Raw genomic sequence first — 22758 nt, 5'->3', positions numbered from 1 at the left:
GCCTACTTCCCATCCGCGCGCACGCGATCGAAGAGTTCGGAGTACTCCCGAGTGGTGATCTCGTCCGAGTACCAGTGGTTCGCAGCGGCCGCTCCGGCTATGCGGTCGGGCGGTGAAGCAGCGAGCTCTCTCAACCCCTCCGTGATGGCGCCGGAGTTCTTTCGCGCGACGACCACTCCAAACCCTGTGTTGCGAACAGGGGTGCGCACGCCCGGAAGGTCCGATGCGAGCGCCGCGACCCCGACCTTCATTGCCTCGACCTGCACGATGCCGAAGGCCTCGAAGGAATTGACCGAAGGCAGCGCGAAGACATCGAGAGACGCGTAGAAGTCATCGAGCTGATCGTCGGCGAGAAAGCCGAGGAGCTCTATGCGGGTGTCATTCCCCATCGCGGCACGCACCTTCTCCACCACACTGCCGCCCGCGACCTTCAGATAGTCGCCGCCGATGAGGAGTCGGGCCTCCGGATCATCGAATTTCCTGAAGCCCTCCACAAGATACTCGAGACCCTTTTCCTCAACCAATCGGCCCAAGAATCCCACGTGCATCCCGTCACCTCGACGGAACGACGGCTTTCCACCGTCACGGAGTCGCGTAGGTGGGGAGATCGGAACTTCTTTCGGAGGCACGATGAGCGCTGCCAAGCGCGACGCGCGGGCGTAGTCGTCACTGGATGGGGCGATCGCCGAACTCAGTCGCATGGCAATCGCATTCGACCAGTCCATGACCGTCGACTGAAGGCGGTTGAACACGCTCGGCGGGAGCGAGATGTCGCACTGGTAGGTGAGCACAATCGGCACTCCTCGCAGACCGACGGAGATCGGCCCGCTCTCGATCATCGGCAGGTGGAGGTTGACGACGTGGGCCATCCGTCCGAATCGGATCGCTGCGGGAACGAAGAGGGGACTGATGAGTCCTTTCCCTATGCGTGCGACGACCGGGGTGCGATGAACCATCACTCCGTTCACGACCTCGCGGGTGGGAAGCGTCGAGTCATGCCTGCAGGTGACGACAAGAACCTTCTTGCCCTCAGCCGCCATCGACTCGGCGACGACGCGCGCCGCTTCGGTCAAGCCGCTGACGTACGGCGCATAGTAGTTCAACGCCATCACGACGTCATAGCGCTTCTTCATTGCAGTCCCCTCTTGCCGCGGGAGGACATCCCCACGCTCGGCGGATCGGCCTCGCGATCCGACCAATACTAACGAGCAGAACCTTCTAGGTCTCTGAGCCGGCGCCGGTAGCGGTGGACAACCCCCGCGATCAGTTGCAGGAAGGCGGCAAGGGCGCCAACGATGAAGGGACCGGTGACGCGAAGCAGCAGGTCGCCGGCGAACAATGCCACCGGGATAGCGCAGAGCACTGCAACCACCCAGGAGCGGAGCACGAGGGTGTGCGCTCCCAAGGCGACCGCTCCGTCGGACGCGACGACGGCCACCATGAAGAAGGCAACTCCCGCGCTGACGAGAACCGTGCCTTGCAGAGAGAGAACGAGGTCCGGGCCGAATAGGAGCGACGTGATCCAGGGACCGAGTGTCGCCATGCCTCCTGTGATGAGAACGCCCACGACGACTGCCGCGGCAAGAGCGATCGCCAGAGTGCGCCGCACGGAGCGAAGTTCCCCCTTCGTCCATTCCCCGGCCAACCGCGGAAGATAGAGGATCTGAGCCACCTGGTAGACGAAGATCGGGATTCGAGCTATCGACAGGCAGGTGAGGATCTGCCCGGCGAGCACGCCGTCTGAGCCCTCAGCGACCGCCTTGGCAAGCAACGTACTGCTGTTGAGGAGGAGCTGGATCGACAGTGCCGCCACGATCAGACGGCCGGCCTGCGAAGCGAAGACCCGTCGGCGCGGCGCCGTGTGGACGAGCCAGGATCTGTCGGAGCCCAGCAGCGCGGGCACAACGGCCACGGCGGCGGCTACTGCGACCACGAACGCGAACACAACCGGATTGGTCACCCCGAGCAATGCCAGCGCGAGCGGGAGCACGATCCGGAGCAACCCTTCTGTCGCGATGACCCCGGAATAGGTCGTGGTCAGGCCACTGCCGGAGAGCAAGCCTCGAAGCGGGAACTGGACGGCATAAGCGATGAACGACGCAATGAGGGCGATCACCAGGCCGGGAAGTCCGATGAATGCCAATCCAAGAGGGGTGAAGAGCACGAGTGATAGTAGGGTCGCCGCAGCTGCCAGAGCTCCGGCCGCTGAGAGCACGAACCGCGTGAGGCCGCCGCTACGCACATCCGATCGCCCTGAGACCTCCCGAGCAGTCTCCTGTTCGACTGGGTAGAAGATACCGAGTCCGATGGTGACGGTGAGCGACCAGAAGACCGCGAACTCGGAATATGCGAGTTGGCTCGTGCTGCGGGACACGACGATCAGGAGCACATAGCTACCGACCCCGGACACGAGCGCTGCGAGACCAACGACCGCGGTGCGCACGCGTGCATCCTGGGGCGGTCGAGTTGGCACGGTAGAGTCCTAAGGGCAGTGGGCGGAAACCCTAGCCACCCTATCCGCTCAGCCATTTGGAGAAGGACCTGTCGTGAAAGCTCCAGCCCTCGTCCGGGCCATGCGTCCTCGCCAGTGGCTCAAGAACGTATTGGTCTTCGCCGCACCACTCGCCGCCGGAGTGTTGTTCGACCCCGTTGTCTGGCTGCCCATCACGCTCACGTTCGTGGTCTTCTGCGCTGCATCATCGGGTGTGTACCTCATCAACGACCTGCTCGATGTCGAATCCGACCGTCAGCATCCGGAGAAGCGGCGGCGGCCGATCGCATCAGGCGAACTCAGCATCACCATCGCGTGGACGGCGGGCATCATCCTTCTCGTCGTTGCCCCGCTTGCAGCCCTCCTCTTCGCCCCGATCGGATTCTTCACGGTCGTCGTGCTCTATGAAGCGATCCAGATCGCCTACTGCATCTGGTTCAAGCACGTGGTCGTGATCGATCTCGTGATCGTGTCGAGCGGATTCCTGATCCGGGCCATCGCCGGGGCGATCGCACTGTCGATCCCGGTGTCCCAGTGGTTCCTCCTGGTGGCCGCGTTCGGCTCCCTCTTCATGGTCGCGGGCAAGCGGTTCTCAGAGAAGATCAAGATGGAAGGCAGCGGTGCCGCCACGAGGAGATCGCTCGAAGAGTACTCCGCGTCCTACCTCCGCTTCGTCTGGGCGATGTCAGCGGGTGTCGCGATGGTGAGTTACTCGCTGTGGGCCTTCGTACTGGGGGATCTCAACACCCACATTCTCCCGGCCGTCTCGATCATCCCGTTCAGCATGGCCATCCTGCGCTATGCATACAGCATCGACAAGGGAACAGCCGGCGCTCCCGAAGACACAGTGTTGGGCGATCGGTGGCTCCTCGGTCTCGGTCTGGTGTGGCTTGTCGTATTCGGCCTTTCTGTCGTGTTCCGCTGAGGTGAGATGAGTTCATCCACTCAGCAACAACCAAGTAGTATCCCGTCTGTGAATCTCAATCAGCCGGGTGCCGCTTCGTGGTGACGGCTACCCCCAAGGTCTCGGTGGTCATCCCCGCGTACAACAACGCGGACTTCATTGCGGAGACGATCGAATCGGTGCTGGCGCAGACGTTCACCGATTTCGAGCTGATCATCGCTGATCACTCGTCGACCGATGACACGAAGGCGATCATCGAGCGGTACGCCGACGACCCGCGCGTCACGATTCTCACCACTCCCGCGGGAGGGGGCGCGCCTCGCAATTGGAACCGCGTGACCGAGGCGGCCCAGGGCGAGTACATCAAGCTCGTCTGCGGCGATGATCTGGTGTACCCCGACAACCTCCGCCTCCAGCTCCAGGCCATCGAGACCGACCCCTCGGTTACCATGGTCGCATCACCTCGGGACATCATCGATGCTCGAGGCGCCGTGGTGATCTCGAACAGAGGACTGGGAGGACTCACGGGCACGACCCCTGGTGCGGCCGCCGTCCGCCGCACCGTGGCCGCAGGAACGAACCTTTTCGGTGAGCCGGGCTGCGTTCTGATCCGCCGCTCCACCCTTGTCGAGATCGGTCTCTGGGACCCTCGATTCCCCTACCTGATCGATGAAGCGACCTATGCACGAGTACTCCTGCAGGGGTCGCTCGTCACGGTGGACGTGCCGCTCGCCGCGTTCCGTCTGAGTGACACCCAGTGGAGCGTGGAATTGGCACAAGAGCAGTCGAGCCAGGCTGCCGCATTCCACCGGTGGGTGCGAGTCGAACACCCGGACGTTGTCTCCGCGCGCGACGTTGCAATCGGAAATGCCAGGGCGGCTGTCTTGGCCCGTCTCCGCAGGATCGTCTACTGGCGCCTCCGCGCGCGAATGAAGGTGACCGTGTGAGCTCATCCACCGAAGTCGACTCCTCGGGTTCCCGCGGCCCGATGCCATCGGCCTCTCTCTGGCGACTTCTGCGCTCGGATGCCCCGTGGTACGCCCTTACCGCCGGGGTCACCAGCGTCGTCACCTATTTCGCGCTCGCCCTATGGTCAGCGCGGCTGGATATTCCGTGGCTCTACCAGGGCGATAGTCTCTCGACCGCGGCGCACTTCAAGACCGTCCTCGAGGAAGGTTGGTACGAGTACCAGCCCTCACTGGGTGCACCGTCCGGCCAGGTCTACAATGACTTCCCCACCGCAGACAATCTGCACATGATCGCGGCCAAGATTATCGGGCTGTTCACCGATTCTTGGCCGGTCGCGATCAACTTCTACTTCTTTGCAGGCTTTCTGCTCGCGGCGCTGTCGGCTTTCTGGCTCCTCCGGCTGTGCAGGATCATGCCCGCGATCTCCGTGGCCCTGTCCGTGGCCTACGCTATCGCCCCTTACCACTTCATGAGAGGCGAAGCCCACCTGTGGCTCGCATCGTACTACTGCATCCCGCTCGGCCTCGGGCTTCTGATCATGATCCTGCGCGGCGATTCCCTCTGGACCGCCCGGCCGTCGCGATGGCGGATAGTTGGCGTTCTAACCGGTCGAGGCGCGTTCGCTGTGGTGGCGGTGGCCTTGCTCGCGACGTCTTCCACCTACTACTCGGTCTTCTTCCTCCTACTCCTCGCCTCTGTCGGCCTCCTCGTTCTCATTCGTGACCGCAGCTGGCGACGATTCTTCGGTGCCGCCGGAATCGGTGTGGTGACCGTCGTGGTGATGCTGATCAACATGGCACCCGACATCCTTTACTCGATCACCGCCGGCCCGAACCTGGGCGGATTTCTGCGAGGTCATGCTGAAGCGGAGATCTACGCGCTCAAGCTCAGCCAGCTCCTCCTCCCGTGGCCCGGTCACAGGATCGATGCGTTGCAGTCGCTCAGGTCCGCTTACGACTCGTCGTACCCCCTGGTTTCGGAACAGCCCGCCCTCGGACTGCTCGGCGCTGTCGGCATGGTCATCGCGCTCGTATTCCTCGCCTACGCCGCGGTCTCCCTGGGTAGGCGCGGCTTGCGCAGAGCCTCTCCGCGATCCGTCACCATCAGCCATCTCTCCGCGCTGATCTTCATCGCATTCCTCTTCTCGACCGTCGGTGGACTGTCGACCTTCATCTCGTTCCTCACAGATGCGCTGCGAGGCTGGAATCGGATGTCGATCGTGATCGCCGCCTTGGCTCTAGCCGTCCTCGGTGTCGTGCTTCACATCGTCGTCGAGAGGTTCGTCACTCGCGCCGCTCTCGGTCGCGCGTGGCGCGTGGCGCTCGTCGCCGTCGTATCTATTGGACTGATCGGCGTGGCCTACGTCGATCAAACCCCTCGTGATCCGAGTGCGTCCTACGCGTCGATCGAGCAGCAGTACGAGATGCAGGATCAGTTCTTCTCCTCGATCGAGTCAGAGCTCCCGGCGGATTCGATGGTCTTGCAGCTACCCTTCGTGCCCTACCCGGAATCGACGTCACCGACGGGGATCGAGAGCTCCGAAGAACTGATCCCCTATCTCCACTCCACGAGCATCCGCTGGACGCAAGGTGGAATCAAGGGCCGTCCAGCGTCGGAGTGGCCCGAGGGGCTGTCGGAACGACCACCGTCCGAGATCGCAACTCTTGCCGCTGCCGCCGGCGCATCAGGCATCCTGCTCGACACTGCGGCGCTTCGCGGCGGCGACACCGATCTGGAGCCCGCCCTCCGCTCGATCGCCGGAGAGCCGCTCTCCAGCGAAGACGGCCGGTGGGAGTTCTTCGACCTGAGACCCATCCGGCAGTCGCTTGAGAGCGAAGTGGACCCCGCAGAACTCGATGCGATCGCGTCCCGGATAACGGTGCCCGTCACTCCCTTTCTCCAGCCGGACTTCACGGGATTCACCACTTCGGATCTCACAGCAGGAACATCGGTTCATTCGAAATCAGTCAATCCGGCCTTCACGCTTGTGAATCCGACAGGTTCCGCAACTCCGGTGGTGTTGACGATGACCGTGTCCCTGCCGGATACTGCAGGCGACGTGACCGTCACCTATCCTGACGGCCAGTCGACGACAGTGGCCGCAGGGAAGGAGGGCGTCGTAGTCTCTCACGCCTTCGTGCTCGAGCCTGGCTCCAGCGAAGTCCGCCTCCAGGCCGCTGGGTCCAGCAGCTCTGCACCCGTGACGATCGAGATATCGCACGTCACCTCGCAAGATGGGCTTCTGCAAGCCTTTCTCGATGGATTGCCTTCCGAAGCTCCCGCATCGGGCCCGTGATAATGTCGACTCCCGTGGTTGATGAACTGAATACGGCCGGTATCCGGCCGCACGAGATATCGATCGTGATCCCGGTCTATCAGGGCGAAAGAACTCTCGATGACTTGATCGGGGAGATTCTGCCTCTCACCACTATCCAATCTTCCGCCGAGGGCTACCCGTGGGTTGTTCGTGAAACGCTCCTGGTATTCGACAACGGTCCGGATGACTCGGCCACAGTGCTGCGCAGACTCGCGGCAGAGCATGAATTCGTTCGAGCGGTATGGCTCAGCAAGAACTCCGGTCAACATGCCGCCACCCTTGCGGGAATGGCCTCCGCGGGCAGTGAGTGGATCGTCACGCTCGACGAGGACGGCCAGCACGACCCCACCGAAATCGGCACCCTTCTCGACACAGCACTCCGCGAGCAGGCGGCGGTCGTCTATGCAAAGCCGATCAACCCCCCGCCCCACGGGGTTTTCCGCAACACCGCCTCGAAGGGCGCCAAGTGGGTATTGACCCGCTTCGCCGGCGGCGGCAGCGCGGCGAGCTTCCAGAGCTACCGCCTCGTTCTCGGGTCGATCGCCCGTAGCGTCGCCGCCTACTCGGGCTCGGGCGTCTACCTCGACATCGCCATGAGCTGGGTGGCCAACAAGGTGGCCACAGCCCCCGTCACGCTCCGCCAGGAGGGCGACCGTCCGTCGGGCTACTCGCTCCCGCGCCTCATAGCCCACTTCTGGCGCATGGTGCTCTCGAGCGGCACCCGGGGCTTGCGCATCGTCAGCGTGCTCGGCGTGCTCTTCGCCGTGGTGGGCGCGTTCGTGGCGCTCTACATCCTCATCGCCCGTCTCGCCTCCTCCGAGGTTCCGGCCGGATGGGCCTCCACCACGGTGCTGGTACTGGTGAGCACCGGCGTCATCCTGTTCTCGCTCGGCATCATCGCCGAGTACATCGGCATCAATGTGAACATGGCGATGGGCAAGCCGCCGTACCTCATCACCACAGATCCGGCATCCGGTCCCCTCGGCCGCGCCCATCAGTTCCAGCGCGGATCCCGCCAGCCGGACGGCCCAGAGACCTCCGCGTGACCAGGATCGCGTGGGTGGTGGGGTCGGGCGGTCTGCTCGGCGGCGCCATCGCGGTCGAGGTCGCCCAGCGTCCGGGCTGGACCCTGTTTCCCTCGCCGGCCCTCCCGTGGGCCGATCCGGATGCCGTCACCGACCTCGCCCGCACCGCCGTGCGCGCCCTGATCCACGAGGCCGCGGAGGCGGATGCCGACTGGAGCATCATCTGGGCGGCCGGCGCCGGCGTCATCGGCACCTCTCCCGAGCAGCTCGACCGCGAGATCGAGCAGTTCACCGCGGTTCTCGACGTCGTGGCCCAGGAGGCCGGCGGAACAGCCGCCGCACCGCGCGGCTCGGTGTTCTTCTCCTCCTCCGCCGGTGGCGTCTACGGCGGCTCGGCCTCGCCGCCCTACACCGAGAACACCGCCCCCGTTCCGCTGTCGCCCTACGGCGCCACGAAGCTGCGGATGGAGGCGGTGGCCGTTCGGTTCTCCGAGCGCTCCGGCATCTCGCTGCTCATCGGCCGCATCGCCAACGTCTACGGACCAGGTCAGAAGCTCGGCAAGATGCAGGGCCTGATCTCGCACATGGCCAAGGCCCAGTACTCACCGAGCCCGGCGAACATCTTTGTGCCGCTCGACACGGTGCGCGACTACATCTACGTCACCGACTGTGCCGCGCTCATCTGCGATGGGATCGACCGGCTCGGCGTCGCGCGCGGCGCGGCCGATGCGCCGGATGCCCGGGCCCAGCAGGTCGTCAAGATCATCGCATCGGGTCAGGCGGTCACCATCGGCTCGCTGATCGGCTACTTCCGCGGCGTCGCCCGGCACAACCCGAACATCATGCTGGGCAGCTCGCCCACGGTGTCGATGCAGGCACTCGACCTGCGGCTGCGCTCCGTGGTCTGGCCCGAGCTCGACGAGCGGCCGCTCACGCCGCTGCCCGCGGGCATCCATGCGACGATGCTCGACATCGTCGGCGGCATCCAGGCGGGCTGACCCGTCTCGGCAGGCCTGGCCTGACCCGGCCGGACTGCCCGGCTACTCGCCGAGCAGTCCGAGCATGTAGCTGCCGTAACCGCTCTTCACGAGGGGCTGGGCGAGCGCGCGCAATTGCGCGTCGTCGATCCAGCCGGCCCGCCACGCGATCTCCTCGATGCATCCGATCTTGAAGCCCTGACGGTCTTCGATCACCCGTACGTACTCGGAGGCCTGCATCATCGACTCGAAGGTACCGGTATCGAGCCAGGCGGTGCCCCGGTCGAGCACCTGCACCCGCAACGTACCGGCATCGAGGTAGCGCTCGTTCACCGTGGAGATCTCGAGCTCACCGCGCGCGGAGGGCTCGATGGTCTTCGCGATCTGCACCACGTCGTTGTCGTAGAAGTAGAGGCCGGGCACCGCGTAGTTGCTCTTCGGTGTGACCGGCTTCTCCTCGATCGACACGGCCACGTTGTCGTCATCGAACTCCACCACACCGTAGGCGCGCGGGTTCGACACGTGATAGGCGAAGATCTGAGCCCCGGTGAAACCCTCGTTGTTGCGGAGAGCCGTGCCCAGACCGGTGCCGTGGAAGATGTTGTCGCCGAGCACCAGCGCGACACTGTCGTCGCCGATGAACTCCTCGCCGATGATGAACGCCTGTGCGAGACCATCCGGCGACGCCTGCACCGCGTACTCGAGACGGATGCCGAGGGCCGAACCATCGCCGAGCAACGCCTTGAACTGCTCGTTGTACTCCGGCGTCGTGATGATCAGGATCTCGTTGATCCCTGCCATCAGCAAGGTCGACAAGGGGTAGTAGATCATCGGCTTGTCGTAGATGGGCATCAGCTGCTTCGAGATGCCCTTCGTGATCGGCCACAGCCGGGTGCCGGAACCGCCGGCCAGGATGATGCCCTTCACGAGCGGTCCTCTCTCTTGCGGAGCGTTGAATAGAAGGCCTTCGCCTCGTCCCAGGTGGGCAGAAGACCGGATGCGGCCGCCTCGGCGAGACTCGGAGCATCCGTGTCTTTCGGCGACAACAGCGGCTCGCCCGCCTCGGGCGGGAAGACCAGCCCCACCTCGGGGTCGAGCGGGTTGATGCCCTTCTCGCGCTCGGCATTGAACGTCGCCGTCACGAGATAGCTCACGACCGTGTCGTCGGTCAACGCCACGAAGGCATGCCCGAGACCCTCGGCCAGGAACACACCGCGGCGGTCGACGTCGTCGAGCAGCACCGACTCCCACTGACCGTAGGTGGGCGAACCCACCCGGATGTCGACGACGTAGTCGAGCACCGCGCCGTGCGCGACCGTGACGTACTTCGCCTGCGAGGGCGGGATCTGCGCGAAATGGATGCCCCGCACCACACCGCGCTTCGACACCGACGTGTTCGCCTGAGCGAGATCGATGGAGCGCCCGGTGACCTCTTCGAGCTTGTCGAAGCGATACCACTCGAGGAAGACCCCGCGGTCGTCTCCGAACTGCTTCGGGGTGATCACATAGCTGTCAGGGATGCTGAGTTCGCGGAATTCCACGCCGCGAGTCTACCGGCGGTCCGGTTCGATGCCCTCTTCGCGCTCCAGGTCGAGCTCGGTGGCGGCCTCCGCGGGCCTCTTGAACGAGAAGCCCTTGTGGCCGAAATAGCTGATGAGCGTGGTGACGATGAGGATCGAGAGCTGGGCCAGGATGCGGTTCCAGCCGATGTTCACGAGGATCGGCAGCACCACGGCGTTGATGCCGATCGACACCAGGTAGACGCTCTCGAATCGGGCGAGGTCTCGCCAGACGTGGCCTTTGACCTTGAACACGAACGTGCGGTAGAGCACGAAGGCGAAGAGCACGCCGATCACATGGGCGCAGAACAGCACGCCCAGCGAGCCGATCGTCTCGTTCATCGCGGCGTCGAGCCATTGGCCGACCGTCAGATCGAAGAAGATGAAGAGCAGGAAGCCCACGCCGGTGTTGGTGGCGCCGACGAGGAGGAACGCTATCCGCTGGTCTTTGACGAGCCGGAGGATGAGTCCCGGGCGCTGTTCACCGTCTGGTTCGCCCTGCTGAGTCACGCGTGTCACTCTAGGCGGTCGCGCCTGAGAATGCCTCGCGACACCCTCCCGCTAGAATCGGGTGACCGCGATTCGAGGAGATCTCCCCCCACCATGAAGATTCTTGTGACCGGCGGAGCCGGATTCATCGGCTCCAACTTCGTTCGCCGCACTCTCGAAGACGCCTACCCGGGTCTCGAAGGGGCCGAGGTCGTCGTGCTCGACGCGCTCACCTATTCGGGCAACCTCGACAACCTGCTGCCGGTGAAGGACTCCCCCCGCCTCACCTTCGTGCACGGCGACATCCGCAACGGCCAGCTGCTCGACGACCTGTTCCCGGGTCTCGACGCCGTGGTGCACTTCGCCGCCGAGTCGCACGTCGACCGCTCGGTGCGCGACGCCTCGATCTTCGTCGAGTCCAACGTGCTGGGCACTCAGCAGCTGCTGGATGCGGCGCTGCGCAACAACCTCCCCCGCTTCGTGCACGTCTCCACCGACGAGGTCTACGGCTCCATCGCCGAGGGCTCCTGGGCCGAAGACCGCCCGCTCGAGCCGAACTCGCCCTACTCGGCCTCGAAGGCCGGCAGCGACCTGCTCGCCCGCTCGTACCACCGCACGCACGGCATGAACGTCTCCATCACGCGCTGCTCCAACAACTACGGGCCCTACCACTTCCCGGAGAAGGTCATCCCGCTGTTCGTCACGAACCTCATCGACGACAAGCACGTGCCCCTCTACGGTGAGGGCAACAACATCCGCGACTGGCTGCACGTCGACGACCACACCCGTGGCATCGCCCTCGTGCTCACCAAGGGCCGTGCGGGCGAGATCTACAACATCGGCGGCGGCACCGAGCTCACCAACAAGGAGCTCACCCAGTTGCTGCTGGATGCGACCGGCAGAGACTGGTCGTACGTCGACCGCGTCGCCGACCGCCTCGGCCACGACCTGCGCTACTCGGTCGACATCTCGAAGATCAAGGCCGAGCTCGGCTACGAGCCACTCGTGCCCTTCGAGCAGGGCCTGGCCGACGTCGTGCAGTGGTACCGCGACAACCGGCAGTGGTGGGAGCCCCTCAAGGCTCGCGCCGCGTTGGTCTGAGCCCGTCCTCCACCCGGATTCCGTGCGGACATGACGCGCTACCTCATCACCGGCGCGGCCGGCATGCTCGGGCGCGACCTGCAGGTCGCCCTCGCCGGCCGTGACGTCGTCGCCCTCTCGCGCGCCGAGCTCGACATCACCGATGCTGCCGCCGTGGCATCCGCTCTCGCCGGCATCGACGTGGTGTTCAACTGCGCCGCCTACACCGCGGTGGATGCTGCCGAGACCGACGAGCAGACGGCCCGCCGCGTGAACGCGGTCGGCCCCGCCACCCTCGCCGAAGCCACCGCCGCGAACGACGCGAAGCTGTTCCAGCTCTCCACCGACTACGTGTTCCAGGGCACCGCCGGCTCGCCCTACCCGGAAGACGAGCCCCGCCATCCGCTGAACGCCTACGGGCGCACGAAGGCCGAGGGCGAGGAGGCCGTTCTGCGGCTGAATCCCGCCGGCGGCTACGTCGTGCGCACCGCGTGGTTGTACGGCGAACACGGCGCCAACTTCCCCGCCACGATGCTGCGGCTCGGGCGCGAGCGCGACTCGGTGCAGGTGGTCGCCGATCAGGTCGGGCAGCCGACCTGGACCGCCGATCTCGCCCGCCAGCTGGTTCTGCTGGCCGACTCGGATGCCCCTGCCGGGGTGTATCACGGCACCAACTCCGGGCAGGCATCCTGGTTCGAATTCGCCCAGGCAACCTTTCAGGAAGCCGGAATCGATCCTGCTAAGGTCGAGCCCACAGACAGTTCGCAGTTTGTCCGTCCTGCCCCGCGTCCCGCGTATTCCGTACTCGGGCACGACGCGTGGTCCCGAGCAGGATTAGAGCCCATGCGAGACTGGCGTGCCGCTTTGCACGAAGCGGCGACCTCGGGAGTTTTTGGAGACTGATGGCAACGCTTCGGGTGATCATCGACCAACTGGTCGCTCCCGTTCCCGGAGGCATCGGCCGCTACACCCTCGAGCTCACCAAGCAGCTGGTGCTGACGGCGCCCCGCAATTGCGACGTCGAGGGCATCATCTCGGCTGTTCCGCAGGAGACGGCCGACGAGCTCACCGCGAAGCTCCCGGGTCTCTCCGGCCTGCACCGCGCCTCCCTGCCGCGCCGCGAGCTGTCGGCCGCCTGGCAGCACGGCATCATCGGGTCCTCCGGCGAGGGCATGGTGCACGCCACGTCTCTGCTCGCGCCGCTGCGCAAGCACAACCGCCGGGCCGCCGTCGGCACCCAGACCGCGGTCACCATCCACGATGTCGTTCCGTGGACGCATCCGGCCACCCTGACGCCCCGGGGCGTCACCTGGCACCGGGCCATGGCGAAGCGGGCGCACCGCTATGCCGACGCCATCGTGGTGCCGACGCACGCCGTGGCCGAAGAGCTCTCGCGGTACTTCAACTTCGGCGACCGCGTGCGCGTGATCGGCGGGGCCGTCAGCGACGAGCTGCGGCTGCCCTCCGATCCCGCGGTGCGGGCGCTGGAGCTCGACCTGCCGTCGCGGTACATCCTGGCCGTGGGCACGCTCGAACCGCGCAAGGGGCTCGCGGCACTCATCCAGGCGCTGGCGCTGCCCGCCACCGGAGGCCTGCCGCTGCTCATCGCCGGGCCCGAGGGCTGGGGTGAGTTCGACGTGGCCACGGTCGCGGCCGCTGCGGGGGTCGATGCCTCGCGCATCCGGGTTCTGGGCTTCCTCAGCGACTCCGATCTGGCGCTCGTGATGGAGCGCGCCACCGTGTTCGTCTACCCGAGCCTCGCCGAAGGGTTCGGTCTGCCGCTCATCGAGGCGTTCAACTTCGGTACTCCGGTCATCCACGCCGATGTGCCGGCACTGCTCGAGGTGGCGGCGGGTTCGACGCAGGTCGTGGAGCGCACCACCGCCGACGCGTACGCGGGCCAGCTCGCCGACGCCATCGAAGCGGTCACGAGCGACAGCGCGCTTCGCCAGCGGCTCAGCATCTCGGGGCTCGACCGGGCACGGGCCTTCTCGTGGCGCGACAGCGCCGACAAGGTCTGGCAGCTGCACGCCGACCTGTAGCCGTCCCGCGTCGCGGCCTCGCCGAGTGCGCGTGTCGTCCCATCGACTTGCCGCATAACGTTGCGCCCGCCCGCCCCTTGCCACAACTTGTGGCAAGCCAACCCCACCCCGCGCGCGCCGCCCCACCCACTTGCCGCCAAACGTTGCACGCGCGCTCCACTTGCCACAACTTGTGGCAAGCCGATCCCACCCGCGCGCGCCGCCCCATCCACTTGGCGCTCAACGTTGCGCGCGACCGCCACATGCCACAACTTGTGGCAAGCCGCTACGGGGAGGTGGTGGCGGTCGAGAGCACCATGGCCTGGGCCACCGTCGAGCGCACGAGGTCCCAGTCGGGGTCTTCCGGGTCGATCAAGGGTGGGGTGAGTTCGACGTTGTCGATCGGCAGGTCTTTGGTCTTCAGCGCCAGATCGAGGAAGTAGGCCAGGGTCGACTGCGGGATGTTGGTCTGCACCACCTGGGTGCCCGCCTCCACGATGCCCTGGAACTTCGTGAGCACGTTCGCCGGCTGGAACTGCTGGAGGATCGCCGTCTGCAGCTCGCGCTGGCGCTCCATGCGGTCGTAGTCGCTCGTGGAGTGACGCGAGCGCGCGTACCAGAGGGCCGTGTATCCGTCCATGTGCTGCTGCCCGGGCTCGATCCAGCCCTCCACCTCGTTGAGCTGCTCATCCCCGCCGATGGGCAGCCGCTCGGTGACGTTGATGTCGACCCCGCCGAGCGCATCGATGAGGTCGGAGAAGCCCTGCATGTCGATCATCACGTAGTACTGGATGGTGATGTCGAGGGCGCCCTCGATCGCATCCTTCGTGGCTTCGACTCCCGCGTTCGAGCCCTCGGCCTCCGCGTTCGGGTACAGGTCCTGGTCGTAGGCCATCACCCGCGGGTAGAGGAAGCTGATCTGGCAGTCGCTGCCGCAGTCGTAGGTGCCGTCGGGCGCGTAGTCGCTGCCGATGAGCGGCGATCCCTCCTTGAGCGGCACCTGCTGCAGGTCGCGCGGTACGCCGATCATGGTGGCGCGGCCCGTGTCGGCCTCGATCGACACCACGGTCATCGAGTCGGGTCGCATGCCGTCGCGGTCGGGGCCGGCGTCGCCGCCGAGCAGGAGGATGTTGTACCGCCCGTCGACCGGCGGCTCCGGCGGCGCCGAGGCCGAGAACACGCTGCCGAGTCCCGACTGGGCCACGTTCGCGTAGTATGCAGCGCCGGCCGCGCCGCCCGCCGTGAGAACGAGCAGCAGCACCGAGAACGCGGCGAGCGCGGGGCGCGCCCGCGGACCGACCCGAACCAGCCGCACGAGCCGCAGCGTGTCGAGGGTGAGGATCACCCACAGCACCGCGTACGCCACCAGCACGATCTGCGCGATGGTGAGCGGGATGGGCAGCGTGACGATGGAGAAGATCACCTGTGGCCAGATCAGGTAGACGATCACGCCCACGACGGCCAGGAACCAAAGAGAGAGGGTGAACCCCAACCCGAAGCGCCCGAGCTTGCGGTTGCCCGCGAGCACCTGGGCCGAGCCGGGGATGAGGAGGTTCAGCACCACGAGCCACCACCCGCGCACCGTCATGACCTTCGAGGAGGACACATCGGGGTAGCGGATGGGGCTACCGGTCATGTTCGCAGTGGTCATAGTCGGGCTTGCAGGTCTTCGTTCTTCTGCGCGACGAGCTCGGAGAGGCCGGTGCGGTAGCGGTCGAGGGCGGCGGCCAGCCCATCATCCGAGGTCGAGAGAATGCTGACAGCGATCAGCGCGGCGTTCTTCGCGCCGCCGATCGAGACGGTGGCGACGGGGATGCCGGCGGGCATCTGCACGATCGAGAGCAGCGAGTCGAGGCCGTCGAGCCGCGCCAGCGGCACGGGCACGCCCACGACGGGCAGCGTGGTGACGGATGCGATCATGCCGGGCAGATGGGCCGCTCCCCCCGCGCCCGCGATGATGACCTTGAGCCCGCGCTCACGGGCGGACTTGCCGTACGCGATCATGGCCTCGGGCGTGCGGTGGGCGGAGACGACCTGCACCTCGCAGGGCACACCGAAATCGGAGAGCGTCTGCACGGCGTCGCTCATGACGGTGAAGTCGGAATCCGACCCCATGACGACGCCCACCAGGGGCTTCACTTCGGGCATGAGCCCCATGCTAAGTGCGGGTTCTGGAAGAAGGCCGCAACGGCACGCGCCGGATGGGCAAGCTCGGAGGAGCGTTCCGGGAGAACAGTTTCGGCTTCAGTGCTCGCGACCCGGTCGCACAGCACGGATGAGACCGCGAAGCGGCGCCGTCACCTTCCAGGACGTGCTCGACTCGAGTTCGACCACGCGGCGACGCAGGGCGTCGGCGTCGCTCCGGAGGGCAGCCCGCTCGCCTGCGGAGGCCAGCGCCTCGATGGCCAGCGCCTCGCGCGCAGCCGCACCGGCGACCTGCAGCCGCCGCCGATCAGCAGCGGGTTCCGGGTTCGCGCAGAACGCGAGCAGCGGCGCGACGGCGGTTCTCCAACGCAGTCCGGGCGCGTACGCCGCCACGGCCGCCCGAGCCCGAGCCGCCTCATCTGCGTCGTAAAGCAGTTCTTCGAGGGCACATTCTAGCGCCTCCACGTCGCCCGGCGGCACGACCCGTCCAAGTCGCTCGTCGCGGATCACCCCTCCGAACGCGTCCCCTGCCGAGTTCACGATCGGTAGTCCCGCCCACAGGTAGTCAAGCAGCCGCGTGCGAAAGCTGAAGGATGTCTCGAGATGGTCGAGATGGGTGCTCACACCCAGATCGGCGTCGAGGAAGTAGTCCGCGCGTCGGTCGTGCGCCACCCAACGCTCGTTGAAGAACACAGAAGTGCCGAGAACGCCGAGGGAGGCGGCGAGCGTGCGGGCGTCAACCGCCATGCGCATGGCGCCGATGTCCGGATTCGGGTGCTGTGTGGCCAGGAAGAACAGCCGCAGGTCGTCGTGCCGCCGAGACAGCGACTCCACGGCACGGATGAGTGTGAGCGGGTCGAACCAGTCGTAGATGCCACCACCCCAAAGCACCACCTTGTCGGTCTCGGAGATGCCCTCGACCGCCCCTCGGATGCCATGACGCTCCTGCACGGGTGGCGCCTCGTCGATGCCGAACGGGACCACATCGATCAGGTTCCGTAACGACGGATCGGCACGGTACGTCAGGTCGTTGATGCGCCCGAGCGATGTGAGCTGCCCGAGCCAAAAGTCGCGCTGCTTCTCGGACGCACACACGATGAAGTCGGCGTGAGTGAGCATGTCGTTGACCATCGCGACTGTGCGCGAGGTCTCGTCGGCCGAGTCAGGCGCGTCGAGGTAGAGCCCGCGCTGCAACTGCTCGAGCAGGAACGGGTCGTAAAGATCGGAGACCACCACCACATCGAGGTCGAGCACGGCGGGCACGAGAGTCGTGAGCGGCTGCTGCTGGATGAGGACATCGGCCCAGGCCGCGTGATCGAACAACTGCGCGTCATCCGCCAGGTGAACTCCGAACGCTTCGCCGTCGAGCTCTGCTCGCGACGACGAAATAAGGCGCACCTCAGCGTGCGCGCTCAGGTGCTCGGCGATCCGAAGGGCACGGATGCCCGGCCCGGCCATTCTCGCGCCGAGACCTTCCATCGTGTGCACCACGATCCGCACGGGCCTCGGGCTTTCCCGTGGACCTCTCATCCGTCGTCGATCCCCTCAGTCCTGGAAGAACGCGGCCGCGGCCCGTGCCTGGAACACGACCTCGTCGAGCTCCTCGCCGCTCACGGTGATGTGACCGATCTTGCGGCCCGGCCGCGCCTCTTTGCCGTAGAGGTGGATCTTCGCCGTCGGCTGGTCGGCGGATGCCGCCACCACGGGCGCATCCAGATCGCCGTCGGCGGGGCCGCCCAGGATGTTCACCATCACCGACCACGGCTCCACGTGCCCGGTGGCGCCGAATGGCAGGTCGAGAACCGCCCGCAGGTGCTGTTCGAACTGGCTGGTGGTGGAGCCGTCGATGGTCCAGTGACCGGTGTTGTGCGGCCGCATGGCGAGTTCGTTCACGAGCAGGCGCTCATCCGTGGTCTCGAACAGTTCGACGGCGAGCACACCGGTGACCCCGAGTTCCTCGGCGATGGTGGTGCCGATGCGCGCGGCCATCTCGGCGACACGGCCGGCCGAGCGCGGCGCCGGCGCGAAGACCTCGGCGCACACGCCGTCGCGCTGCACGGATTCGACCACCGGCCAGAGCGTCACGTCGCCCGAGGGGCGCCGGGCCACCAGCTGCGCGAGCTCGCGGCTGAATTCGACCTTCTCCTCGGCGAGCAGCGCGCCGCCACGGCCGTCTTCATCGAGGGCGAAGAACCACTCCTCCACCTGGGCGGCCGACGACACGACGCGCACGCCCTTGCCGTCGTAGCCGCCACGCGCGGTCTTGACCACGGCTTCGCCGCCGTGGTCGGCGATGAACGCGTCGAGTTCGGCGGGCGTCTCGATGCGGGCCCAGTCGGGCATCGGGATGCCGAGCTCGCCGAGCCGCTCGCGCATGCGCAGCTTGTCCTGGGCGAACTGCAGCGCATCCGGGCCGGGATGGACGGCGACGCCCTCCTCGACGAGGGCGCGCAGCACCGCCTGCGGCACGTGCTCGTGGTCGAAGGTGATCACGTCGACATCGCGGGCGAAGGCCCGCACGGTGCCGAGGTCGGTGTAGTCGCCCACCGCGGTGGCGGCGATGGCCGCCGACATGCCCTCGGTCTCGGCGAGCACGCGGATGTCGATGCCGAGCTCGATGGCAGGGGGCACCATCATCCTCGCGAGTTGTCCGCCGCCGATCACACCCACACGAAAAGTCACGCGTCCAGCCTAGGCCGTGCGCGTGGGGTCGCAGAAAATGTCGCGTAGACGCGCATCCGGCGACAAATCATGCGACCCGGCGGGTCAGGTCAGGCGGCCGATGATGTCGTCGGCGTGTTGCGCCACCCAGACCTCGGCCAGGTGCAGGTGCTCCACCTCGTGCAGAACCGTGCCGTCGACGGCCTCGATCACGAAGGCGCCCTCGTGACCCGGGGCCTTGCGCACGTTGGCCACGTGCTGATTGCCGACGAAGATCTCTTCGTGCTTCTCGCCGTTGAAGTCTGTGGGTGTGGAGTCCGACATGGTCATAGGGTACCGCGCGGCTGCGGCGCGATCGGGGTCGGATGCTCGGTGAGCTCGCCGAGCAGGTCGGCCACGAGCCGGGCGCTCGGCACGTCGTGCAGCACGACCGTGAGCTCCGGGCCCGCCACCACGCGGATGTTACCCGAGCCGAATGCCGCTTGAAGCGGGGTGCGCCGCATCCGCACGTCGCTCACGCGGGCGAGGTACACGTCTTGCCGCTGGCTCACGAAGAGCCCGCGGCGGGCGATGACGCGGCGGGTGGTGATGGTATAGCGGTGGCCGAGCCAGGCCAGAAATGGCAGCAGCGTGGCGAAGAACACGAGGGCGATGGCGACGCCCAGCGCCGTCCAGTTCTGCCACTCCTCGGCGAAGCGGCCGCCGTACCAGCCGAAGGCCGTGACGGTGGCGAAGAGGATGAGCACGGGCAGCGTGAGCCGCCTGGCGTGCGGGCGGGTGCGGGCGATCACCGTCTCGGGGATCGGTTCGACGGCGGTGGTGTACCCGCCGTAGCCCGGGTGTGCGGCGTGGCCGGCCGGCGCGGACGGGTGGGCCCGGGGCTGCGCGGGCGCGGGCGGTGGCTGCACCACGGCGGCCCCCCAGCCGAAGCGCTCGGTGGCGGCGGGATCGCGCCGCGCGGGCGACCCCGGCGCGTCACCGCGCAGGAGCGCACCGAACGAGTCGTCGCTCGTGGCGGGCGGCGGGGGACGTCTGGCCATGGGCCTCATTGTCACCCCGGATGCTCCGATTCAGCTGTCGCTGTGCCGGAGATGCGTCACATCGCCCGCCGAGACCACGAGCGGGTCGGCGGAATCGAGCAGGTCGACCACGAGTCGTCCCGTCTCATCGATGGCTCGCGCCGTGCCCGTGCGGAAGGTTCCGCCGGGCAGTTCGATCCGCACCGTCCGGCCGAGGGTGGCCGACCAGTCGTCGGCTTCGGCGAGCAGTCCGCTCTCGACCGCATCGCCGCCGGCGGCGAGCCAGCGGCGGTACAAGGCCGTCAGTTCACTCAGGTAGCCGGCGAGCACCGCGTCGGCCGTGGCTGCTCCGGATGCCGCTCCCGCCAGCGTCAGCGAGGTCGACATCGGCGTCGGCAGCTCGTCGGCGCCGAGGCTCAGGTTCACGCCGGCACCGAGCACGAGACCGCCGGGCACGAGCTCGCCGAGGATGCCGCACACCTTCTTCTCGCCGATCAGCACGTCGTTCGGCCACTTGACGGCGACGGCTGCGGGAGCGGGAGCCGGAGTCGGCGAGGCGGTGGCCGCCGCTGGCGCGTCCGCCGCATCCGGAGCGCCTTCCGCGCTCTGAGGTGCCGACTGCAGCGCAGAGGTCACCGCCTTCGCCATCGCCACGCCCGCGAGGAGCGGAAGAACCCCCCAGCGCTCCACCGGGATCGGCTCGCCCCCGGGCATCCGGGGGCGCAGCAGCACCGACACCGCGAGGCATCGCCCGGCCGGGGCGGTCCAGGTGCGGCCGAGCCGGCCCCTCCCCGCGACCTGGTTGTCGGTGGCCACCACCGCGAGCTCGGGCCATGCAGCCGAATCCGTGCCGCCCGCCGCCTGAACCAGCACGTCGTTGGTGGAGCCGGCCTCCGGCATCCAGACGAGGCGGGGGGAGAGCGGGGCGGAGAGCGGCAGGTCCATGGCCCCAAACTACCCGGGGCGCCCTGCGGCGCGCCCGGACCATCCACAAGCCCGGGAGCCGCATTTGTAGGGTTTCGTCAACGCGGAGGCCGGAGCACTGGCCGGTAGAGTGAACGGCGTGAGTGAAGACCTGACGACGCAGCCCGACATGTACACCACAGCGGGCAAGCTGGCCGATCTGAAGAACCGCTATCACGAAGCCGTGACGGCATCCGGCGAGGCCGCCATCGAGAAGCAGCACAAGCGCGGCAAGAAGACCGCCCGCGAGCGCATCGAGCAGTTGCTCGACCACGGCTCGTTCGTGGAGATCGACGAGTTCGTTCGGCACCGCACCCACGCCTTCGGCATGGAGAAGTCGCGGCCCTACGGCGACGCGGTGGTGACGGGAACCGGCACCATCCACGGCCGCCAGGTGGCGGTGTACGCCCAGGACTTCACGATCTTCGGCGGCTCGCTCGGCGAAGTGGCCGGCGAGAAGATCATCAAGGTGATGGACTTGGCGCTGAAGACCGGCGTGCCCATCATCGGCATGCTCGACTCCGGCGGCGCGCGCATCCAGGAGGGTGTCGTGGCGCTCGGCAAGTACGGCGAGATCTTCCGCCGCAACACGGCCGCGTCGGGCGTCATCCCGCAGATCTCCATCATCATGGGCCCGGCGGCCGGCGGCGCGGTGTACTCCCCCGCGCTCACCGACTTCGTGATCATGGTCGACAAGACGTCGCAGATGTTCGTCACCGGTCCTGACGTCATCAAGACGGTCACCGGAGAAGACGTCGGCATGGAGGAGCTCGGTGGCGCGCTCACGCACAACAGCGTGTCGGGCGTCTCGCACTACCTGGCTTCGGATGAGGACGACGCGCTCGACTACGCGCGGGCCCTCTTGAGCTTCCTGCCGCAGAACAACCTGGCGGAGCAGCCCGTGTACGACAGCGAGGTCGAGCTCGAGATCACGGATGCCGACCGCAAGCTGAACACGATCATCCCGGATTCGCCGAACCAGCCCTACGACGTGCACACCGTCATCGAGCACCTCGTCGATGGCGGCGACTTCCTCGAGACGCAGCCGCTCTACGCACCCAACATCGTGGTGGGCTTCGCCCGCATCGAGGGCCGCTCGGTGGGCATCGTGGCGAACCAGCCGAACTCGATGGCCGGCACCCTCAACATCGAGGCGGGTGAGAAGGCCTCCCGGTTCGTGCGGTTCTGCGACGCGTTCTCGATCCCGATCCTGACGCTCGTCGACGTTCCCGGCTACCTGCCCGGCACCGACCAGGAGTGGACGGGCGTCATCCGCCGCGGCGCGAAGCTGCTCTACGCCTACGCCGAGGCCACCGTGCCCCTGGTGACGGTGATTCTGCGCAAGGCCTACGGCGGTGCCTACATCGTGATGGGCTCGAAGCAGCTCGGAGCCGACATCAACCTCGCCTGGCCCACCGCGGAGATCGCCGTGATGGGCGGGCAGGGTGCGGTGAACATCCTGTACCGCGGTGAGATCAAGCGCGCCGAGGAGGCGGGCGAAGATGTGGCGGCGGTACGCACGAAGCTCGCGAACGAGTACACCTACAACGTCGCGTCGCCGTTCCTCGCGGCGGAGCGCGGCGAGCTCGACGGTGTCATCGAACCGGCGGCCACTCGCGTCTCGGTCACGAAGGCCCTGCGGGCGCTGCGCACGAAGCGGGCCTCGCTGCCGCCGAAGAAGCACGGGAATATTCCGCTTTAGCTGCTGGTGGTTCGATGCCGCTGCGCGGCGTCGAACCACCAGGCGCCGCCGGTCCTTGCCCGGCGGCGCGCGACATGCTGCGCGCACGCCAGGACGCGCCGTGCCGCTTGCGCGGCGCGTCCTGGCGTGCGTGCAGCCTTACCGCGGCGAGTACGGCCCCCGGTTCTCGGTCGCGTGACCGGGTAACTCCGTGAATGAAGCAGACCGGGGCCGTATAAGGGGTCGGTCTGCCGCATTTGCGTAGTTGCACGGTGGGGACGCGTCGGTTTCACTGCCAGAACGACGTCACGCGCATGAAAACCGGGGGCCGTTTTCAACGACCCAAGGTGAGCGCGTCGCCGCGCGCTGGAGCTGGGGGCGACGATCCGGTGGATCGTCGCTGCGACGCCAGCGCCGAGCGAGCTGCGCTCGCTCGGTTTCAGAGGGAGGCACGCGA

The 22758-nt window shown here is 66.9% G+C and carries 21 protein-coding genes; 9 read left to right on the top strand and 12 right to left on the bottom strand.

Features of this window, described 5'->3' with window-relative positions:
- Positions 1–2: 2 nt before the first annotated feature.
- Positions 3–1133, bottom strand: a complete 1131-nt coding sequence (locus tag EPO52_RS03280) for a glycosyltransferase family 4 protein (protein ID WP_290801890.1) — start codon at positions 1131–1133, stop codon at positions 3–5.
- A gap of 68 nt (positions 1134–1201) precedes the next feature.
- A complete protein-coding gene (locus EPO52_RS03275) occupies positions 1202–2164 on the bottom strand; it encodes a hypothetical protein (RefSeq protein WP_290801887.1) in 963 nt (320 codons plus the stop codon).
- A gap of 382 nt (positions 2165–2546) precedes the next feature.
- Between EPO52_RS03275 and EPO52_RS03270 the strand changes: the two genes are divergently transcribed.
- The 5 genes from EPO52_RS03270 to EPO52_RS03250 all read left to right on the top strand — a co-directional run bounded on the left by EPO52_RS03270 (position 2547) and on the right by EPO52_RS03250 (position 8704).
- Positions 2547–3416 carry a decaprenyl-phosphate phosphoribosyltransferase gene (locus EPO52_RS03270; protein WP_290801885.1) on the top strand — a complete coding sequence of 290 codons (870 nt, stop codon included), beginning with the start codon at positions 2547–2549 and terminating at the stop codon, positions 3414–3416.
- A 77-nt stretch (positions 3417–3493) separates the two neighbouring features.
- Positions 3494–4342 (top strand): glycosyltransferase family A protein, encoded by an 849-nt coding sequence (locus tag EPO52_RS03265; RefSeq protein WP_290801881.1) that lies wholly within the window; start codon positions 3494–3496, stop codon positions 4340–4342.
- Positions 4339–6660 (top strand): hypothetical protein, encoded by a 2322-nt coding sequence (locus EPO52_RS03260; protein ID WP_290801878.1) that lies wholly within the window; start codon positions 4339–4341, stop codon positions 6658–6660. The genes EPO52_RS03265 and EPO52_RS03260 overlap by 4 nt, the downstream gene beginning before the upstream one ends.
- Before the next feature lie 2 nt (positions 6661–6662).
- Positions 6663–7727, top strand: a complete 1065-nt coding sequence (locus tag EPO52_RS03255) for a glycosyltransferase (RefSeq protein WP_290801874.1) — start codon at positions 6663–6665, stop codon at positions 7725–7727.
- A complete protein-coding gene (locus EPO52_RS03250; protein ID WP_290801872.1) occupies positions 7724–8704 on the top strand; it encodes an NAD-dependent epimerase/dehydratase family protein in 981 nt (326 codons plus the stop codon). Before EPO52_RS03255 ends, EPO52_RS03250 begins: the two co-directional genes overlap by 4 nt.
- A 42-nt stretch (positions 8705–8746) precedes the next feature.
- Here the strand turns inward: EPO52_RS03250 and rfbA are convergent, their stop codons facing one another.
- From rfbA to EPO52_RS03235, 3 genes are read right to left on the bottom strand one after another with little or no spacing between them, the layout of a single operon-like run.
- Entirely contained in the window at positions 8747–9610 is an 864-nt protein-coding gene (gene rfbA / locus EPO52_RS03245) for a glucose-1-phosphate thymidylyltransferase RfbA (protein ID WP_290801869.1), read from the bottom strand.
- Positions 9607–10224 (bottom strand): dTDP-4-dehydrorhamnose 3,5-epimerase, encoded by a 618-nt coding sequence (rfbC, locus tag EPO52_RS03240; protein WP_290801866.1) that lies wholly within the window; start codon positions 10222–10224, stop codon positions 9607–9609. Before rfbC ends, rfbA begins: the two co-directional genes overlap by 4 nt.
- A 9-nt stretch (positions 10225–10233) precedes the next feature.
- The gene (locus EPO52_RS03235) at positions 10234–10752 is read right to left on the bottom strand and encodes a GtrA family protein (protein WP_290801863.1); all 519 of its coding nucleotides are present in this window, start codon (positions 10750–10752) and stop codon (positions 10234–10236) included.
- A gap of 93 nt (positions 10753–10845) precedes the next feature.
- Here EPO52_RS03235 and rfbB point away from each other — a divergent pair, with 93 nt between their 5' ends.
- From rfbB to EPO52_RS03220, 3 genes are read left to right on the top strand one after another with little or no spacing between them, the layout of a single operon-like run.
- A complete protein-coding gene (gene rfbB / locus EPO52_RS03230; RefSeq protein ID WP_290801860.1) occupies positions 10846–11832 on the top strand; it encodes a dTDP-glucose 4,6-dehydratase in 987 nt (328 codons plus the stop codon).
- Between the two features lie 30 nt (positions 11833–11862).
- Positions 11863–12714, top strand: coding sequence for a dTDP-4-dehydrorhamnose reductase (gene rfbD / locus EPO52_RS03225; RefSeq protein WP_290801858.1), 852 nt, complete (start codon positions 11863–11865; stop codon positions 12712–12714).
- On the top strand, positions 12714–13853 hold the full coding sequence (locus EPO52_RS03220; protein WP_290801855.1) for a glycosyltransferase family 1 protein: 1140 nt from the start codon (positions 12714–12716) through the stop codon (positions 13851–13853). The genes rfbD and EPO52_RS03220 overlap by 1 nt, the downstream gene beginning before the upstream one ends.
- Before the next feature lie 265 nt (positions 13854–14118).
- Here EPO52_RS03220 and EPO52_RS03215 read toward each other — a convergent pair whose 3' ends face one another.
- From EPO52_RS03215 to EPO52_RS03185, 7 genes are all read right to left on the bottom strand, one after another.
- Positions 14119–15468, bottom strand: coding sequence for an LCP family protein (locus EPO52_RS03215; RefSeq protein ID WP_290801852.1), 1350 nt, complete (start codon positions 15466–15468; stop codon positions 14119–14121).
- Between the two features lie 11 nt (positions 15469–15479).
- A complete protein-coding gene (gene purE, locus EPO52_RS03210; RefSeq protein ID WP_290801849.1) occupies positions 15480–15989 on the bottom strand; it encodes a 5-(carboxyamino)imidazole ribonucleotide mutase in 510 nt (169 codons plus the stop codon).
- A gap of 87 nt (positions 15990–16076) precedes the next feature.
- A complete protein-coding gene (locus tag EPO52_RS03205) occupies positions 16077–17456 on the bottom strand; it encodes a glycosyltransferase family 1 protein (RefSeq protein ID WP_290801846.1) in 1380 nt (459 codons plus the stop codon).
- Between the two features lie 66 nt (positions 17457–17522).
- Positions 17523–18659: a 5-(carboxyamino)imidazole ribonucleotide synthase gene (locus EPO52_RS03200; RefSeq protein ID WP_290801843.1), complete on the bottom strand. Its 1137-nt coding sequence runs from the start codon at positions 18657–18659 to the stop codon at positions 17523–17525.
- A gap of 84 nt (positions 18660–18743) precedes the next feature.
- A complete protein-coding gene (locus EPO52_RS03195) occupies positions 18744–18962 on the bottom strand; it encodes a hypothetical protein (RefSeq protein WP_290801839.1) in 219 nt (72 codons plus the stop codon).
- 2 nt (positions 18963–18964) lie between these two features.
- Complete coding sequence (locus EPO52_RS03190; protein ID WP_290801837.1) at positions 18965–19678, bottom strand: PH domain-containing protein; 714 nt, start codon at positions 19676–19678, stop codon at positions 18965–18967.
- Between the two features lie 30 nt (positions 19679–19708).
- A complete protein-coding gene (locus EPO52_RS03185; protein WP_290801834.1) occupies positions 19709–20602 on the bottom strand; it encodes a biotin--[acetyl-CoA-carboxylase] ligase in 894 nt (297 codons plus the stop codon).
- 148 nt (positions 20603–20750) lie between these two features.
- On the opposite strand from EPO52_RS03185, the gene EPO52_RS03180 reads away from it, so the two are divergent.
- Complete coding sequence (locus EPO52_RS03180) at positions 20751–22322, top strand: acyl-CoA carboxylase subunit beta (RefSeq protein ID WP_290802586.1); 1572 nt, start codon at positions 20751–20753, stop codon at positions 22320–22322.
- Positions 22323–22758: the final 436 nt, after the last annotated feature.

Source organism: Herbiconiux sp. (assembly GCF_004297105.1).
Lineage (GTDB): Bacteria > Actinomycetota > Actinomycetes > Actinomycetales > Microbacteriaceae > Herbiconiux.
Note: the sequence above shows the minus strand (reverse complement) of the source record. Positions and strands in the feature narration are given on the sequence as shown.

Coding starts and splice junctions, on each gene's coding strand:
- EPO52_RS03180 (WP_290802586.1), top strand. CDS start 20,751: ATGTACACCACAGCGGGCAAGCTGGCCGATCTGAAGAACCGCTATCAC.
- EPO52_RS03215 (WP_290801852.1), bottom strand. CDS start 15,468: ATGACCGGTAGCCCCATCCGCTACCCCGATGTGTCCTCCTCGAAGGTC.
- EPO52_RS03280 (WP_290801890.1), bottom strand. CDS start 1,133: ATGAAGAAGCGCTATGACGTCGTGATGGCGTTGAACTACTATGCGCCG.
- EPO52_RS03255 (WP_290801874.1), top strand. CDS start 6,663: ATGTCGACTCCCGTGGTTGATGAACTGAATACGGCCGGTATCCGGCCG.
- rfbB (WP_290801860.1), top strand. CDS start 10,846: ATGAAGATTCTTGTGACCGGCGGAGCCGGATTCATCGGCTCCAACTTC.
- EPO52_RS03185 (WP_290801834.1), bottom strand. CDS start 20,602: ATGGACCTGCCGCTCTCCGCCCCGCTCTCCCCCCGCCTCGTCTGGATG.
- EPO52_RS03195 (WP_290801839.1), bottom strand. CDS start 18,962: ATGTCGGACTCCACACCCACAGACTTCAACGGCGAGAAGCACGAAGAG.
- EPO52_RS03220 (WP_290801855.1), top strand. CDS start 12,714: ATGGCAACGCTTCGGGTGATCATCGACCAACTGGTCGCTCCCGTTCCC.
- EPO52_RS03190 (WP_290801837.1), bottom strand. CDS start 19,678: ATGGCCAGACGTCCCCCGCCGCCCGCCACGAGCGACGACTCGTTCGGT.
- EPO52_RS03205 (WP_290801846.1), bottom strand. CDS start 17,456: ATGGAAGGTCTCGGCGCGAGAATGGCCGGGCCGGGCATCCGTGCCCTT.
- purE (WP_290801849.1), bottom strand. CDS start 15,989: ATGGGGCTCATGCCCGAAGTGAAGCCCCTGGTGGGCGTCGTCATGGGG.
- rfbD (WP_290801858.1), top strand. CDS start 11,863: ATGACGCGCTACCTCATCACCGGCGCGGCCGGCATGCTCGGGCGCGAC.